The sequence below is a fragment of the Streptomyces hainanensis genome, assembly GCF_004348415.1.
Taxonomy (GTDB): Bacteria; Actinomycetota; Actinomycetes; order Streptomycetales; family Streptomycetaceae; genus Streptomyces; species Streptomyces hainanensis.
The window spans coordinates 1-15984 of the sequence record NZ_SMKI01000142.1; the positions used below are offsets into that span (position 1 = coordinate 1).

Consider the following 15984-nt stretch of genomic DNA (forward strand, 5'->3'; position numbering starts at 1 on the left):
CCTGAACCCCACCCACATACAACTCCCCCACCACACCCACCGGCACCGGACGCAACCCCGCGTCCAGGACATGGAGGCGGAGGCCGGGGATGCCGCGCCCGATGACGCTGGCCGTCCGGTCGACGCTGTCGTGGACGTCCAGGGGGCGGTGGGTGACATGCACGGTCGTCTCGGTGATGCCGTACATGTTCACCAGGGTCGGGGACGCCGCGTCGTGCCGGGCGTACCAGCCGGCCAGCCGGGCGGGGTCCAGCGCCTCGCCGCCGAAGATCACCGTGCGCAGGGCGAGGCGGCCGCCCAGTTCGGGGTTCTCCTCGTCGGCTCGCGCCAGCTGGTGGAACGCCGAGGGCGTCTGGTTGAGGACGGTGACGCGCCGCGCCACGAGCAGCCGCAGGAAGTCGACGGGCGACCGGGCCACGTTCCGGGGAACGACGACGAGGCTTCCGCCGTGCAGCAGCGCGCCCCACATCTCCCAGACGGCGAAGTCGAAGGCGTAGGAGTGGAACAGGGTCCAGCGGTCGTCGGGGCCGAACCCGAACCAGGGCTCCGTGGCCGTCAGCAGGCCCACGACGTTCCGGTGGGTGACCGCCACGCCCTTGGGGCGGCCCGTCGACCCCGAGGTGTAGATGACGTAGGCGGCGTTCCCCGGACTCGGCGTGGCGGTGTCCGCCCCGTCGAGTGGGCTGCGGGTGGACCAGGTGCGCAGTGCCTGCTCGGTCTCCGGATCGTCGAGGATCACGGTGTCCAGGTCGGGGGACAGACGGGCCGCCAGGTCCGCCGTCGTCACCAGGCACACCGGCCGGGCGTCGGCGAGCATGAACGCCACCCGGTCCCCCGGGTAGTCGGGATCCAGCGGCAGGTACGCGCCCCCCGCCTTCACCACCGCCAACAGCGCCACCACCAGTTCCACCGAGCGCGGCAACGCCACGGCCACGACGCGTTCCCGGCCCACTCCGCGCGCGGTCAGCTCCCAGGCGAGGCGGGTGGCCCGGAGGTCCAACTCCCCGTACGTCACCTCCTCGTCCTCGAACACCACCGCCACGGCGTCGGGGGTCTCCCGCGCGCGGCGCTCGAACAGCTCGGGCAGGGTCGCGTCCACCACGGGAGGCGGCGTCGCGTCGCTGTCGGGGTTCGGCCGCCCGGGCGCCGACGCGTCGAGGAGGTCGAGGGTGTTGATCGGCGTGTCCGGCTCGGCCAGCGCGAGGTTGCGCAGCAGGCTCAGGAAGGCGTTCAGGTGGGCGCCGGGTTCCTTCGGGCCGTAGCGGGCGGGGTTGGCGTCGAGGTCCGCCCGCAGGCTTCCGTCGTCGACTCCGGGATAGAGGGCGATCGCCAGGTCGTCGAACGCTCCGAGCGAGATGTTGCGCACGACGGCGTCGCAGGGGCCGAACCGCAGGCGGTGGCCGAAGGGCATGATGTTGATCTGCGGTCCGAAGAGCGGTTCCCCGCCGCCCGAGAGGCCGAGGTCGCGCCGCATGTCCTCGGAGCGGTACCGCTGGTGCCGCATCACCTCGCGGGCCTCGGCGGAGGTGCGCCTGACGACGTCGACCAGTCGGTCGTCCGGCTGGACGGTCAGCCGCAGCGGCACGGCGTTGGAGATCATGCCGGGCACGGTCTTCAACTCGGACCTGACGCGCCCGGCGGTGGGAAGTCCCAGGGTCAGCTCGCGTTCCCCGGTGAGCCGGTGCAGATAGATCCCCAGGGCGGCCATGGCCAGGGCGGTCCAGCCGGTGCGGCAGCGCCGCGCGGACGCCTTCAGCCGCTCGAAGTCCTCGGCCGGCAGATGCCCCGTCGACCGGGTGCGGAGCCGCTCGTCGGTCGACCCGCCGGTGGTCAGGGTGGCCGGCGGGGGGCAGTCGCCGAGGCGGCCTCGCCAGAACACCCGGTCGTCGGCGCACGCCTGGGAGGCGCGGTACTCGGCGTCCGCCGCCAGCAGGGTGCGCAGCGGATCGAGGGGCGGTGCCGGGGGCGTCGCGTTCTCGCCGGCGGTGGCGAGTTCGCCGTAGATCTCGGCGGCCCGCTGGGTGATCAGGGCCCCGCTGTGGCCGTCGAGCACGATGTGGTGTGCGCGCCGGTACCAGAGGTAGTGGTCGTCGGCCAGCTTGAACAGGGTGTCGGCGTACACCGGCCCGTCGAGGAGGTCGACGGGGCGCGCCACGTCGTCCCGCATCCACGTCTCCAGGGCGGCGCGGGGATCGTTCCGGTCCGTGGCGTCGACCAGCGGGACCGGCCAGTCCTCCTCGGTGAGTGGCTGGACGGTCTGGCGGGGGGTGCCGTCGTCGAGCAGCGTGAAGCGGACTTTCAGGGTCTCGGCCTCGAGGTTGGCGCGCCGGATGGCGGTCGTCAGCAGGCCGACGTCCACCGCGCCGCGGATGTCCACGTACTCGGCGAGGTTGTACGACGCCTTGTCGGTGGAGAGTTGGTGAGCGATCCAGATCTCGCGCTGCGCGGCGGTCAGCGGCAGGCTCTCGGTGTGGTCACCCGGCATCATCGCGTTCGCCCTCACTTCGCACTCGTCAGGTAGTCGCGCAGGAATCCGGCCGCCTTCTCGACGACCTCGGTGTCGCGCCCGAGCGCGACGCGGATGTAGCGGTCGCCTCGGGGCGCGTCGGCCCAGAAGAAGTGGCCGCCCGGCAGGACGTGCAGCCCGGCATTCCTCAGGTCCTGCCAGACGTCCCTCGCCGTGAGGTGCGCGGGGAGCTCGACCAGGGAGACGCTGACGTCGGCGGTCGGTCCCGGCACCGTGGCGCCGGTGCCGGCCAGCGCGTCGGTGAGGGCGCGGCGGTTCGCGGCGATCAGGGAGTGCAACCGCCGGTATCCGCCCTCGCGGCCGTCCTCGGCGAACTCGGCCACCAGCGCCAGGATCAGCGGGCTGACCGTCAACAGGATGTCGGAGAGGTGCTCGCGCAGTGCGAGTGAACAGTTCTCGCTGTAGGCGACGAGGCCGAGTTTCAGCTCGGAGAGCGGCCAGAGTTTCCCGGTGTCCTCGATGACGACGTACTGCGCTCCCGTCCGGTCGAGCAGCCGGTAGGTGTCCTCCCGCTCCGCGCTGACGAAGCCCCGGAAGCAGGTGTCGAGAACGAGGACCAGGCCGCGCCGGACGCAGTGTTCGGCGATCGACAGGAGCGCGTCCGGTCCGATGTGGAAGCCGGTCGGGTTGTTGGGGACGGTCAGGAACACGGCGTCGAGTTCCGGCGTGGTCGGCACCCGGCCGTCGGCCAGCTCCGCCTCTTCCAGGGGGACCAGCCGGTGCCCCCAACCGCGCAGGAGATCGGGAATGTTGTCGAACGTCGGATGGATGAGACCGATCGTCGAGCACTTCTCGGCGAGTGAGCGGGCGACCACGTCCATGGCGACGGAGGACGAGTAACAACTCAGCACCCGTCCCTCGTCGACAGGTGCGCCGTACTGTCCGATCGAGTGCAGAAAGGCACGCTGCGCGCGGGTTTCGAGTTGCGCGAAACTCTCCTGTGCCGACGACCGGAAAAGTTGGGGCAGTCGATCGATGATTGCCTGCTGACGTGTCGACGGCCCTTGCCGGGGATGCCCGTCACTGACATTGATCTCGCCGTCGAGAGCGAGAATCTCATATCGGGTGAGATTGGAAACGAACTGCTTGTTTTCAGAGGGCATGTCGATTCCGTTCGGCACGTCTGCGGGTGTGAAACGCTCCCCCAGGCTCGCACCGATCCCACCGAGCGAGTAAACGATTGTGAACAGTCGTCAGGCCGACCGGTTCCTCAGGTCCGGCTGCCGGGCAACCCCACCTCCGTCCCACCGGTGGTGAGCTCGCCGGGGCTGACCATTCCGTCCTCGATCGCGCGCGCCAGCAGATCCGCCTTGGTCGGAGCGGCCCGGCCGACGCCCGCGTACTTCAGCCGGGCGCGACGGATGAACATGTCCACGGTGTGCGGCGAGACGTTCATGTGGCGTGCCACCGCGGACTTCGACATCGACTGGAACCAGAGCAGAAGCGCGGTCCGTTCGCGTTCCGACAGGCGCGGCCGTCCCTCGTCCCGGTCGCTGACCAGCGCCGCCGCGGCGGTCGGGGTGACATAGACCTCGTCGTCCGCCGCGGCGAGGACGGCCTTCACGAGGTGCTGTTTCGACTCGTGCTTCGCGACGAAGTCGCTGGCTCCCAGCCTCAGCGCCTGCCGCACGACACGGTGCTCGGTGTGCTGGGAGTAGACGACCACCCGGCACCCCACCCCGATGAGGCGGGGGATGTCGCCCAGGGCGACATGCCCATGGAGTTCGAGGTCCAGCAGCACCGCGTCGACCTCCCGTCCGGCGCCCCCGATGAGCCCGTCCGTGGTGTCGCCGGTGTAGGTGACGCGGATGCGTGGTTCGGCCTCCAGCCAGCTGACGATGCCCTCGATCACGACCGGATGGTCCTCGATGACCGCGACGTTGACGGTCTCGTCCACCGCGTGTGAATCCACAGGTCCTCTCCCTCCCACTGGTGCACGGTCGTGACCTGGTCGGTCGGCGAAGACGGCGACACGGGGCGGGTCGCGTCGGCGACGACGCTCACGGCGACGCCGCGCTCGTCCGCGACGACGACGACCCGGGCGTGCGTGCGCGCGTCGGCGAGGGCCACGAGGGGCGCCTCGGTCAACGCGCGCCTGACCGGCCGGGGGATCTCGGGAAGGTCGCCGAGAACCTCCAGATCCACCGCCACCCGGCGACGTTCGGCGACGTCGGCGCAGGCCCTGAGCTCGTGCAACAGGGGCGCCTCCACCTGGTCGGTCTCGGCGAACGCGCGGCGAACGCGCGCGGCGGCGACGGCGCAGCGGCGCCGCACCTCGGGGTCCCCGGGGTCGAGCCGGCCCGTCGCTATCCCGTCGAGCAGCGGTCGCAGTTCGCGGCCCGGTGACTCGTGAGGGCGACGGGCCGCCGAGCGCTCCCGCATCCGGTGGACGGCCAGGACACACAGCTGCGGAGCCGTGCCGAGCAGGACTTCCTCCACGAGGTGGGCCGTGGAGGTTCTCTCGGCGTGCCACACCACCAGCAGCCAGGCGGTGACCGGCATGGCGGCCACCAGCGCGAGGCCGACCGCCGCCCCACCGCCGCGGAGGACGATCAGCACGCCCAGCCAGCCCAGGGCGCCGCCCGCCCAACTCCCCTGCTCGACGGGCACCTCCCCGATACCGTCGCCCAGGTGCGTCACGGCCGCGGGCACCCGCCAGGCGCACCAGGCGACGACGATGGCCAGGAACCCGGCCGTGGCGCACGCGTACGACGAGCCCGGCCGCCCCGTCGTCGCGTCAGTCACGGGTCCACCTCAGGAGCACCCTCGTCCCCGCAGCGGGTGCGGTGATCACGGTGGCGTCTCCCCCGATCGCCCGCATGCGGCCGACGATCGACTCCCGCAGTCCGCGTCGGTGCGGCAGTACCAGGTCGAGTTCGGCGCCCCGGCCGCGGTCGCGGATCTCGACGACGACCACCCCGCCCCGTTGGCTCGCGCGCACCCACGCCAGTTCGCCGCCGGAGTGCCGCGCCACGTTGACCAGCGCCTCGGCCGCGCTGTCGGCCATGGCGGTCACCACGGACGACGGCAACACGATCGCCTCCACGTCGAACCTCAGGTCCAGTTCGGCCAGTCCCGGTAGCCGAGCGCCGTTCAGGGAGCGCAACGCGGCGTCGAGGCGGGCGGGACCCGTCGCGTCGCCCGGCTCGCGCGGTTCGCCCGGCCGCGCTCCCGTGTCGAGTGCGACCAGGTCGGCGGCGGCACGCCGGCGCAGCACGGGCGACCCCTCGGCCACCGCGCCGGTCGCGATCATCGTGACCGTGGCCAGACCGGTGTCGTGGAGCAGGCGGTGGTGCTCCGGCCGCTGGCCGTCCGGGGTCGCGCGGAGAGTCAGCAGCACCGCGGTCAGCGCCCCCTGGAGCACCGGCAGGGCCATCAACTCCGCACCGCCCGGCTGCCCCGAGCCCGTCACCAACGCGATGAGCACGGCCGCCAGCAGTCCGGGCAGCCGCCGAAGGCCGAGTTGGGCGACGAGCAACCCGCCGCAGGCCGGCGGGAGCACCCAGGCGACGGCTTCGCCCTGGTGCAGCAGATCGCCGGTGGTCGGGACGGGCGTCGAACAGATCAGGGCGACGACGGCCACGTCGGCGGCGATGAACACCGGACCGGGGTTCCGCCACACCACCCAGGCGAAGACGACGTTCCAGACGAAGACCACGCCGACGTACTCGAAGGCCAGGGGGCCGGCGCCGAATCCAGCAATGAAAACGAAAACCAGACTGAAGGCCAGGCGAACGAGGATTCCCGCTCGCATTCCCACGCGAGTGACTGTCCCCTGTTCGCGTGTCACATCCGACGAGCGAGGCCAGCTACCCTCACTGCGTGGACCGGGGGCGGCGTTTGACCGAACCAACCCAAAGGCGTGGCGCCCCCTTCGTAAGCTTCTCCTCTCCTGCTGCCGCAACCGCATCGGCGCAGGAGTCAATCCACGGGGGTATCGACTCACATGACGATCCATCAACCCATATGCTCTCGTTGTGGAAACCCTTATTCGAATGGTCGCGCCGCGCACGTGAACACAATCGGCATCGGAGAAGTCCTCCGCACCCGCCGCATGAAACGCGGCCTGAGCCTGCGTGTGACAGCGGAACTCGCCGGCCTCTCACCGGCGTTTCTCTCCATGGTCGAAAACGGACGCAGACGGTTGAACCGCCACCGCGACCTCATGGCGCTCGCCGACGTGTTGAACATCGACCCGCGGCAGCTGACCGAGTGAGACCTGGCGGGCGCCTACCCGTCAGGGAGAGCGCTCCCCGGACCGCCAGGACGGCAGTCGTCGCGCTCGAAGACGATCATCCCGGCACCGAGAATCTCGGGCCGTGGCAAGTCCCGCCGCCCGGCGTAAGCGTGTGCGACGTCATCCCGTGCGTCATGCGACTCCCCGTTCTCACCGCTCCCACCTTCCCGAAGGTGGATGTCGAATTCTGTCGATCCGCCCCGGCGGGGCCACCGGCCCGTCGGGACCCCTGCTGGAGAATGCCCCGCGTCTCCCCCTCAGGCGGCCCGCCCGCCGCCCGGTCGACTCGGAGCGCCGGCGCAGGAACACGGGCGGCGCCCCCGAGGGGACGTGGCCGCCCGGGGGCCGCACGTCCACCTCATGACCCGAGTCAGGGGGAGGTCGCCGCCGTCGACGGGCCGCCGGCGCGGAAGACGGCGCTCGGGCCGACGAGGGCATGCGTGGCAGGGCCGCCGAACGCGGGGGCTTTCGCACCGGCCTCGGCGGCAAGGTCACGATCCACAGTTCCCCCTTCAGATGGGGAATGCCCGCCACGCACCCGGAGCGCCCGCCGGCCAGCCGGTGGCCCGCTTTCCCGGCCAGGCGGAAACCGGCTCCGGAATGCGCTCAGCGTCGATTGTCGGCATCCCCGTGAAACAACGTTGGCTTGGTCGTCGAGGGATGGTCCCATCACCCCTCGAACGACACCGTCGGCACCCCATCGGTCTCATCGGGTGTTGACGATGTCGCCGTTGATCTCCACTGTCATCAGCAAACCTAAGATGCTGCCACCCGAGCCGTCAAGAACGGGGACCGCCTCAGAGATGGGCTGCCACCGGGACCGACCTGCGCAGATGACTCCGCGAGCGTGGCATCACCCACCGCGTCGCCGTCCCGCCAGGCACTCCCGCGTCGGGTTCGGGGAGACGTGGCCGTCGCGATCGTGACCACACGGCGACGCCAATCCCCCGTCGGCTCCGCCCGGCGAACTCCCCCGAGGCGTCGAGTCGATGGAGCGCGCCGTCGTCGCGGAGCGTGTCACGACCCGGCCCCGCCGCGCCGGCGGATCGCCAGGGCCAGGGCCGCGACCGTCGCCGCGACGACGACGCACTCCGGGATCGGGCCGAGGCGGGTGGCCAGGGTGGCCCGGGTGCGCAGCGGCACACTGGCGGTGAGGACGTCCCGCGTCCAGGGCCGGGTGGCGGCCGTGACGGTGCCGTCCGGGGTGATGACGGCGCTGACGCCGGTGGTGGCGGCGACCAGCACGGAGCGGCCGTGTTCCACGGCGCGCAGCCGGGACATGGCGAGTTGCTGTTCGGGCTGGGCGAGGTTGCCGTCGCGCATGTAGGTGGCGTTGTTGGTCGGGACGGCGATCAGGTTGGCGCCGGTGCGGACGGCGTCGCGCACCTGGCTGTCGTAGGCGACCTCGTAGCAGATGGACGGCGCGAGGCGGACCGGTCCCGCGTCCAGGCGCACCGGGCCGGTGCCGGGGACGAAGTCGCGCGGGACGAGTGGGAGGTCGCCCAGGCCGCCGAGGACGCCGCGCAGCGGGACGTACTCGCCGAAGGGCACCAGGTGTTGCTTGGCGTAGTAGGGGCCGGGCCCGGTGGCCGGCCCCCACAGCAGGCTGGTGTTGAACAGTCGCCCGCCGGGGGCGTCGAGCAGGGCGCCCGCGACCACCGGGGCCCCGAGGTCGTCCACCACGGCCGCGATGCCGCGCGCCAGTTCCGGGTCGGTGCGCGGGTCGCGGTCGGCGGCGTTCTCCGGCCACAGCACGACGTCCGGCCGTGGGGTGCGCCCGGCGCGGACGTCGCGGGCGAGGTCGCGGGTGGCGGCGAGGTGGTTCTCGGCGACGCGGTCGGCCCTGGCCTGCTCCGCCAGCGACCGGCCGCGCGGCACGTTGCCCTGGACCACCGCGACGTCGGCCCGTTGGCCGCCGTCGGCGGACGGCGTGAGCAGGGTGCCGCCGGCCAGCGCGGCGCAGGCGGCGGCCAGGGACGCGGCGGCCCGGCGGCGCCGGCGCCGGGCCGCCGGCGCGGTGAGCAGCGCCGCGAGGCAGGCGGCGGCGAGGGCGACGACGGCGCTGACCGCGGGGGCGCCACCGGCCGCGGCCCAGCCCAGGGCGGGGGCGTCGGCCTGGCTGAAGGCGAGCCGCCCCCACGGGAAGCCGCCCAGGGGGACGCGGGACCTGATCGCCTCGGCCGTCACCCACCAACCGGCGGCCCACAGCGGCCACGCCGGCAGCCGGTCGAGCAGCGGCAGGGTGAGGCTCAGCAACCCGAGCAGCAGGGCCTGGACGAGGGTCAGCGCCGCCCAGGGAGCGGGACCGAGGTTGGTCAGCCACCACAGCAGCGGCCCGAAGAAGGCCGCGCCGAAGGCGGTGCCGAGGCCGAAAACGGTGCGGGAGTCACGGCGGCGCGCCGCGGCCAGGAACAGCGCGGGGCCCAGGATCGCGGTGGGCCACCAGCCGAGCGGTGGGAACGCGGCGGACAGCAGCAGGCCGGCCGCCGTGGCGGTGGCCAGGGCCGCGCCGAGCCGCCCCCGCCCCGGTTGCGGTGGGGTGGTCGGTGCGACGGGGTCCCACCGGGTGTGTCCGGCGGTCATCCGGCCTGCTCCCGTCGCCGGTCGGGGGTCGTTTCCGACGTTCGCGCCGGCCCGGCGGCGGCGTGCAGGCTCGCCAGATAGGCGTTGTAGGCGGCCAGCGGGTCGTTGCCGCCGCCGCGGTCGATGGCGCGGTCGACGCGGCGGGCCTCGCGGAAGTCGGAGCGGACCCACTGCGCGGCGAGCGCGATGATGGTGACGAAGACCGGGATGTCCCCGGTGGCCCAGGCGATGGCTCCCGCCGCGTACTGGTCGTCGGCGAGCGAGGGGCCCCAGGACCGGCCCAGGTCCTCCCACCACCCGCGGCCGATCAGGTCGTTGGAGCTCATCAGCGAGATGCTGAACCAGGAGTGGAACGGCATGGTGACGATCAGGATCACCAGCCGGGCGAAGTGCGGCGGCCGGCGCGGCCCGGGGTCCACGCCGATGATCAGCCAGAAGAACAGCAGGCCGACGACCAGGAAGTGCGCCAGCATCGCCAGGTGGCCCCAGTGGCTGCGCATCAGGATCCCGAACAGCGGGGTGTAGTAGACGGCGAACGCGCTGCCGATGAACAGCGCCCCGGCCACCACCGGGTGGGAGAGCACCCGGACGTAGTGGCTGTGCAGGGCCGCCGTCAGCAGGGACCGGGCCCGGGAGGCCGTGGGCAGCGCCCGCAGGGCGAGCGTGATGGGGGCACCGAGCACCAGCAGGATGGGGGCGGTCATCGCGAGGACCATGTGCTGGCCCATGTGCACGCCGAAGAGCACCTTGCCGTAGGTGGCCAGGCCGCTCATCGTGGCCAGTACCACGACCGCGAGGCCGAGGAACCAGGAGACGGTGCGGCCGATCGGCCAGGCGTCCCCGCGGGCGCGCAGCGTACGCACCCCGGCGGCGTAGGCGAGCGCGGCGACCGCCACGCCGAGGGCGAAGAAGGCGTCGAACCGCCACTGGGTGAACAGCGGCGCGAAGGGGAAACCGCCCAGCGGCCCCGGCAGTTCGTAGCCCAGCAGTTCCCGGGCCGGGGAGTACGGCAGCGCCGCCCCACCGGGTGCGGGGCTGCGGGACAGGCCCACCGCCAGGCCGACGGTCGCGGCCATCAGCAGCAGCTCGACGGCGGCGAGCCGGGCGAACGCCGAGCGCCGCCCGGCGTCCAGTGCCGGCAGGGTACGCCGGCGGTGCCAGGCACCGCAGAGGGCCAGTACGGCGATCGCCGCCGTCTTCGCCAGCAGCAGCGCCCCGTAGGAGGTGGTGAACAGCCGTGCCGGGGCGTCGAGTCGGATGAGGGCGTTGACCGTCCCGGACGCCGCCACGGCCACCAGGCACCAGCCGGCCAGCCGGCTGAACCGGCGCGCCGCGACCGCCGCCGGTGGGCCGGCCCGCAACGCGGCGGCCGTCACAGCGGCGAGGCCGCCGATCCAGACGGTCGCCGCCACGATGTGCACCGCCAGGCTGAGCACGGCCGCGTCGTGGTCGCCGGCGGAGGCGGCGTGGCCGGTGAACGCCGGCGGGACGAGCCCGACCAGCGCGACCAGCAGGCCGGCCGTCGCCATCCCTCGGGTGGTGACGCCCGGCAGCAACGTGGCGAGCAGGCCGGCCGCGAGCGCCGTGCCCAGCAGCGCCCGGCCCTGCGGCAGGTTGGTGGCGACATCGGCCAGCACCGCCGGGTCGAGAACCCCGCCCGGGGGCGCGGCCAGCAGGTCCGAGGTGGTGAACACCAGGGTCGCCAGCGTGGCCGCCAGCCATGCCGCCGCGGACCCGGCCGCGACGGTCATGACGCGCAGGCGCCGCTCGCCGAGCCGCCGACGGTCACCCGGTGCCAGGACGGTGACCAGCAGCAGCGCGCCCACCGTGCAGACGGCCGCCAGGTTCCCGGCCGTTCGGGCCAGGGGCAGCCCCCACCCGGTGACCGGCCCGGCGTCCGGCAGCCCGGGCACCGTTTCCGGCCGACCGTCGCCGATCAGGATCGCCGCCACCAGGGCGACCGCGGCGGCCAGCCCTGCCAGGACGGCCAGCACCGGCGGGCGCAACAGCGCGCGCCCGAGCATCCGTTCAACGGCCACGGCGCGACCTCCGGCGGAACAGCCCGTACGCCGTGGCGCCCACCACGGCGAGCGTCACCGCCACGACGGCGCCCGGCAGCGGACCACCCCCACCCGACTCCGCGGGGGAGGCTTCCTCCGCGGCCCTCGCCTCGGCCGGCGCCGCCGCCTCCTCGTCCGGCGGCGTGGTCTCGGGGTCCGTGCTCCGCGACTTGCCCGCGGCCGGCGGGGTGACGGTGTAGGCGAAGCTGCCGGAGACCGGGTGCCCGTCGGCGGAGACGACGCGGTAGGAGACGGTGTACTGGCCCGCCGGTGCCTGTGGGTCGAGGGGCTGGACGACGCCTGTGCCGTCCGCCGTGAGGGTGCCGGTGGTGATCGAGTCGCCCGAGGCGAGCGTCACCTCGACGCGGCTGTACTCCGCCCGCATCGGGTCGTTGAAGGTGAGGGTCACCTGCTCGGGCGGCGCGGTGAGGTCGGCGTTCTCACCGGGGTCGGAGCCGGTCAGGGCGGTGTGGGCGGCTGCCGAAGGCGCGGAGGCGATCGTCAACGCGAGCGCGGCGCACGCGAGTGCGCCGACCGCGCGCGGGCGCGGGAGGCATGGGGTGGTCATCAACCTGTTCCAGGGATCGGTCGCGGCCCGGGTGGCGGGCGGCCGAGAACCGGAGTCAGGCCAGGCGGACACCACCGCGGGGCGCGGAAGGGAGAAGAAGCAGCAGCGAGGGCGAGGGCGAACCGGCGTGCGGGGGCGCGCGATCGGCCCGGCGCGACGGGACGCGGAAGCCCTTCGGGGCCCAGCCCCGCCTACTCGCGAACAGTGCCGGCAGCTCCGGCACCGGGCCCGGCGCCACGGCCGGAGGCAACGCAAGTCGCTGCCTGGCGGCGTCGAGGAGTGTGACCAGCGGTCGGGCCAGTGCCTCGGGCACGCCCAACAGCCGACCGGCGATGACCACGACGACGGCATGCCCGGCCAGCGCCTCCCAGGCGCGGTAACCGCCGCCGCCGCCGTGCTCGAACCAGGCCGTCGCCTCCGGGGAGACGGCGGCCGCGCACGCGCCCGGCAGCGTGTAGGCGGCGTGGAAGGCCACCTGTGCCCCGGCGAGCGCGGCCACGGCCTGCCGTGGCCCCAGCGTGCGGCGCGTGATCAGCAGCGCGGCACCGCAGGCCAGGGCCGTGAACCACCACAGGGCACCGCCCGAGGGCGCGTGTCCGCCGAACGTCACCTCGCCGAGCAGCGGCATCAGCACGCACGCCGCCGCGAGCACGGCCGCCCGCAGGGCGGCCGTGCGTGCCGCGAGGCCGGAGATCAGACGCATGACGCAGCTTTCACGAGCGGGGCGGCGACCGGGAGATCGGTCCTCAGCAGCCTAACCACCATGCCGCGCCGGGGTCGCCCTTGGGCCACGCATGAGACATGGCCGCAGGTCAGCGCCGTGCCCGTGGCAGTTCGAACCGGCCGGTCGCGAGAGCTGCGGCGGGGTTGGCCGGTGGCCGCCCGGCATCAGCAGTTGTCGCAGCATCCTCCGGCGCCGGCCTCACGTGGCCGGTCGGGCCTGGCCACGGCCGTCGGCGGAGGGTCGCCCGCCGGCGCGGCCGTCCCGACGCCGCCGTCCGACGGTGCCGGAACAGCGGGCGGCGTCAGGATCCGCGTCGGGAGGCGACCGGGTGCGGCCACCGGCGAGGACACCGCCGGCCGGCCGGGGAGCGGGCTCGTGCGGGCGGCGCGGATGGCGTTGAGGATGACGAGGACCTCGGCGAGTTCGTGGACGAACACGACGGTGGCCAGGCCGAGGACCCCGAACGCGGCGAGCGGGATCAGCGTGGTGATGAGGGCCAGGGACAGCGCGACGTTCTGCAGCATGACGCGCCGGGCCCGGCGGGCGTGGCCGAGCAGGTGCGGGAGATGCCGCAGGTCCTGACCCATCAGGGCGACGTCGGCGGTCTCGATCGCGACGTCGGTGCCCATCGCCCCCATGGCGATGCCGACGTCGGCGGTGGCCAGCGCGGGGGCGTCGTTGATGCCGTCGCCCACCATCGCGACCCGCCCGCCCTCGGCACGCAGCCGCGCGATGTGCCCGGCCTTCTCCTCCGGACGCAGGTCGGCTCGGACGTCACCGATACCGGCCGTGGCACCGAGGGCCGCGGCGGTGCGGGGGTTGTCGCCGGTGAGCATCACCACGCGGATCCCCAGGCGGTCCAGGGCCGTTACGGTCTCGGCCGCCTCCGGGCGCGGTTCGTCGCGGATGGCGACGGCCCCCAGCACGGTGTCGTCGCGCTCCAGGAGGACGACGGTGGCGCCCTCGGACTGCAGGCGGTCGACGTCGCCGCCCAGGGCGCCGGGGTCGACGAAGCCCGGCCTGCCCAACCGGACGTGGTGGCCGTTCACCGTGCCGGTGAGGCCGTTGCCCGGCACCGCGGTGACGTCCTCGGCGTGCGGCGTCTCGTCGGTGGCGGCCAGGATCGCCGCGGCGAGGGGGTGTTCGCTGCGGGCCTCGAGCGCCGCGGCCAACCGCAGCACCTCGGCACCGGCGTCGCCCATCGGGACGGTGGCGACGACCTGCGGCGCGTTGCGGGTGAGGGTGCCGGTCTTGTCCAGCGCCACGGTCCTGACGGCGCCGAGCTGTTCGAGGGCGAGACCGCCCTTGACGAGGGCGCCGGCACGGCTGCCGGCGCCGACGGCGGCCACCACGGTGAGGGGAACGGCGATCGCCAGCGCGCACGGGGAGGCGGCGACCAGGACGACCAGCGCGCGTTCCAGCCACAGCAGCGGGTCGCCCAGCACGGCGCCGAGGCCGGCGATGAGGGCGGCGAGGACGAGTATCCCGGGCACCAGCGGCCTGGCGACACGGTCGGCGAGGCGCTGACCGGCCCCCTTGCGTTCCTGGGCCGCTTCGACGATGTGGACGATGCGGGCCAGCGAGCTGTCGGACGCGGGAGCGGTGACCTCGACCTCGATCGCGCCACCGCCGTTGATGGCGCCGGCGTGCACGGCGTCCCCCGGGCCGGCCTCGACGGGCATCGACTCGCCGGTGATCGCCGAGTGATCGAGGCTGGTGCGGCCGGCGCGGATCACGCCGTCGGTGGCGGCCCGCTGCCCGGGGCGCAGCAACATCAGGTCGCCGACGGCCAGTTCGCCGGGGGCGACGGTGAGCTCGTGGCCTTCGCGGAGCACGGACGCGGTGTCGGGGACGAGGCCGAGCAACGCGCGCAGGCCCCGGCGGGTGCGGGCTATGGCGTAGTGCTCCAGGCCCTCGGCTATGGAGAACAGCACGCCGAGCATCGCGGCCTCGAAGACCTGCCCGAGGGCGACCGCGCCGACCGCGGCCAGCGTCATCAGGGTGCCGACGCCGATGTGCCGGTGACGGATCAGGTTCCGCACCGCTCCCGGGACGAAGGTGGCGGCGCCGGCCACCGCCGCGGCCAACTCCAGGCCGGTCCCGGCGGATTCGGCACCGGCCCGGCCGGTGAGCCAGCCCGCTCCCAGCAGCAGCGCCGCGACGGCCGCCAGTCGCAGCTCGCGCACCTCGTGCGGCCGCTGCCCCCGCTCCTCGGCCTCGGCGGCGGTCTCGGCCGTGGCACCCTCCGGGCCACAGCACTCGGCACCCATCAGCAGCAGCCCTCCTCGGCCGTGTCGGGGCAGGTACGGTCCGCCTCGACCGCGAGGACGGCGGTGCGCAGATCGTCCAGGGCGTGCCCCAGTCGGGCGTCGGCCAGCTCGTAGCGGACGCGACGGCCGACCGGCACGGCGACGACGAGCCCGCAGTCCCGCAGGCAGGCCAGGTGGTTGGACAGCCGGGTGCGGGAGATCCCGAGCGCGTCGGCCAGATCGGCGGGGTGCGCCGGAGCCTCCCGCAGGGCGAGCAGCAGCTGGCAACGGATCGGATCGGCCAGCGCCCGGCCGAAGCGGGTCAGGGCGTCGAGGTCGGTGGCGAGAGTCAGCACGCCCATGAAGGTACACGCGTTCCTGAATCCATGGAACAGTGAATCCTCGCGATGGCGCTTTCGCGCCACCACCTCCCCGGGGCGGCCGCCTGGGGCCGGAGCCGGGTGGCTACCATGCGTGCCATGCGTCGCGTCCTCGCCAGGTGTGCCTCGCCGGCGGCCCTGCTGGCCGTCGTGGCCCTGCTGGCGTGCGCCTACGTCGGCGGGACGACGGGGGCACTGGCCCACCGTGTCCCGGCCGTGGCGCAGCCGGCGTCGGAAGGTGCCGCTGCGGCGATGCCGGCCGGGGCCGACGAGGGTGCCGCCACGAGCGACGCCCGGTTGGCCGGCGGCGCCGAGGAACGCGAGGCCCACGCCGGGGGCATGGGTACGTGCGCCGAAGACTCCGGCCGCTGCCTGCTGCCGGCCGCGCAACCGACGCCCTCGTTCTCCGTCGAGGCGCTACCGCTCTCCGTCACCGGCCCCACCACCGCGCATCCCGGTCCGGCGACGCCACCGACCGTCCCACCGGACCTCCCGCGCGCTCCCGACCTGTCGCTGCTCGGAGTGAGCCGCACCTAGACCGACGCCCCGCACCCGCCACACCGGCCGAGCCGGCGGCGGGCACTCCGTCGATCCCGACTCCGGGCCCCCGGCGGGCCGGTTCCCCCGGGCCCTCGCGGCAGCACACGCGCCCCCCA

The 15984-nt window shown here is 74.0% G+C and carries 13 protein-coding genes; 2 read left to right on the forward strand and 11 right to left on the reverse strand.

The genetic code is table 11. From position 1 onward, the window contains the following. From E1283_RS15285 to E1283_RS15305, 5 genes are all read right to left on the reverse strand, one after another. On the reverse strand, positions 1–2503 hold a 2503-nt coding region (locus E1283_RS15285), incomplete at its 3' end, for an AMP-binding protein (RefSeq protein WP_165956127.1). Further along, positions 2500–3648, reverse strand: a complete 1149-nt coding sequence (locus E1283_RS15290) for an aminotransferase class I/II-fold pyridoxal phosphate-dependent enzyme (RefSeq protein WP_132818586.1) — start codon at positions 3646–3648, stop codon at positions 2500–2502. The genes E1283_RS15285 and E1283_RS15290, both read right to left, overlap by 4 nt. Before the next feature lie 89 nt (positions 3649–3737). Next, a complete protein-coding gene (locus E1283_RS15295) occupies positions 3738–4439 on the reverse strand; it encodes a response regulator transcription factor (protein ID WP_165956128.1) in 702 nt (233 codons plus the stop codon). Beyond that, positions 4376–5272, reverse strand: a complete 897-nt coding sequence (locus E1283_RS15300; protein WP_132818588.1) for a hypothetical protein — start codon at positions 5270–5272, stop codon at positions 4376–4378. The genes E1283_RS15295 and E1283_RS15300 overlap by 64 nt, the downstream gene beginning before the upstream one ends. After that, positions 5265–6287 (reverse strand): sensor histidine kinase, encoded by a 1023-nt coding sequence (locus tag E1283_RS15305; RefSeq protein ID WP_132818589.1) that lies wholly within the window; start codon positions 6285–6287, stop codon positions 5265–5267. Before E1283_RS15305 ends, E1283_RS15300 begins: the two co-directional genes overlap by 8 nt. Before the next feature lie 252 nt (positions 6288–6539). Between E1283_RS15305 and E1283_RS15310 the strand changes: the two genes are divergently transcribed. Beyond that, on the forward strand, positions 6540–6743 hold the full coding sequence (locus E1283_RS15310; RefSeq protein ID WP_243744857.1) for a helix-turn-helix domain-containing protein: 204 nt from the start codon (positions 6540–6542) through the stop codon (positions 6741–6743). A gap of 1038 nt (positions 6744–7781) precedes the next feature. Here the strand turns inward: E1283_RS15310 and lnt are convergent. From lnt to E1283_RS15335, 6 genes are all read right to left on the reverse strand, one after another. Further along, a complete protein-coding gene (gene lnt / locus E1283_RS15315) occupies positions 7782–9347 on the reverse strand; it encodes an apolipoprotein N-acyltransferase (protein ID WP_132818591.1) in 1566 nt (521 codons plus the stop codon). Further along, complete coding sequence (locus tag E1283_RS15320; protein ID WP_132818592.1) at positions 9344–11386, reverse strand: bifunctional copper resistance protein CopD/cytochrome c oxidase assembly protein; 2043 nt, start codon at positions 11384–11386, stop codon at positions 9344–9346. Before E1283_RS15320 ends, lnt begins: the two co-directional genes overlap by 4 nt. Further along, positions 11376–11975 (reverse strand): copper resistance CopC family protein, encoded by a 600-nt coding sequence (locus E1283_RS37280; protein WP_165956129.1) that lies wholly within the window; start codon positions 11973–11975, stop codon positions 11376–11378. The genes E1283_RS15320 and E1283_RS37280 overlap by 11 nt, the downstream gene beginning before the upstream one ends. 55 nt (positions 11976–12030) lie before the next feature. Next, complete coding sequence (locus tag E1283_RS37285; RefSeq protein ID WP_165956130.1) at positions 12031–12678, reverse strand: hypothetical protein; 648 nt, start codon at positions 12676–12678, stop codon at positions 12031–12033. A gap of 185 nt (positions 12679–12863) precedes the next feature. Continuing rightward, positions 12864–14969, reverse strand: a complete 2106-nt coding sequence (locus E1283_RS15330; RefSeq protein WP_132818594.1) for a heavy metal translocating P-type ATPase — start codon at positions 14967–14969, stop codon at positions 12864–12866. Next, positions 14969–15304 (reverse strand): ArsR/SmtB family transcription factor, encoded by a 336-nt coding sequence (locus E1283_RS15335; protein ID WP_132818595.1) that lies wholly within the window; start codon positions 15302–15304, stop codon positions 14969–14971. The genes E1283_RS15330 and E1283_RS15335 overlap by 1 nt, the downstream gene beginning before the upstream one ends. A 123-nt stretch (positions 15305–15427) precedes the next feature. On the opposite strand from E1283_RS15335, the gene E1283_RS15340 reads away from it, so the two are divergent. Beyond that, a complete protein-coding gene (locus E1283_RS15340; protein WP_132818596.1) occupies positions 15428–15865 on the forward strand; it encodes a hypothetical protein in 438 nt (145 codons plus the stop codon). Positions 15866–15984 lie beyond the last annotated feature (119 nt).

Bases quoted from the DNA above. Each gene is read 5' to 3' on its own strand.
- lnt (WP_132818591.1), bottom strand. From the start codon at position 9,347: ATGACCGCCGGACACACCCGGTGGGACCCCGTCGCACCGACCACCCCA.
- E1283_RS37280 (WP_165956129.1), bottom strand. From the start codon at position 11,975: ATGACCACCCCATGCCTCCCGCGCCCGCGCGCGGTCGGCGCACTCGCG.
- E1283_RS37285 (WP_165956130.1), bottom strand. From the start codon at position 12,678: ATGCGTCTGATCTCCGGCCTCGCGGCACGCACGGCCGCCCTGCGGGCG.
- E1283_RS15330 (WP_132818594.1), bottom strand. From the start codon at position 14,969: ATGGGTGCCGAGTGCTGTGGCCCGGAGGGTGCCACGGCCGAGACCGCC.
- E1283_RS15340 (WP_132818596.1), top strand. From the start codon at position 15,428: ATGCGTCGCGTCCTCGCCAGGTGTGCCTCGCCGGCGGCCCTGCTGGCC.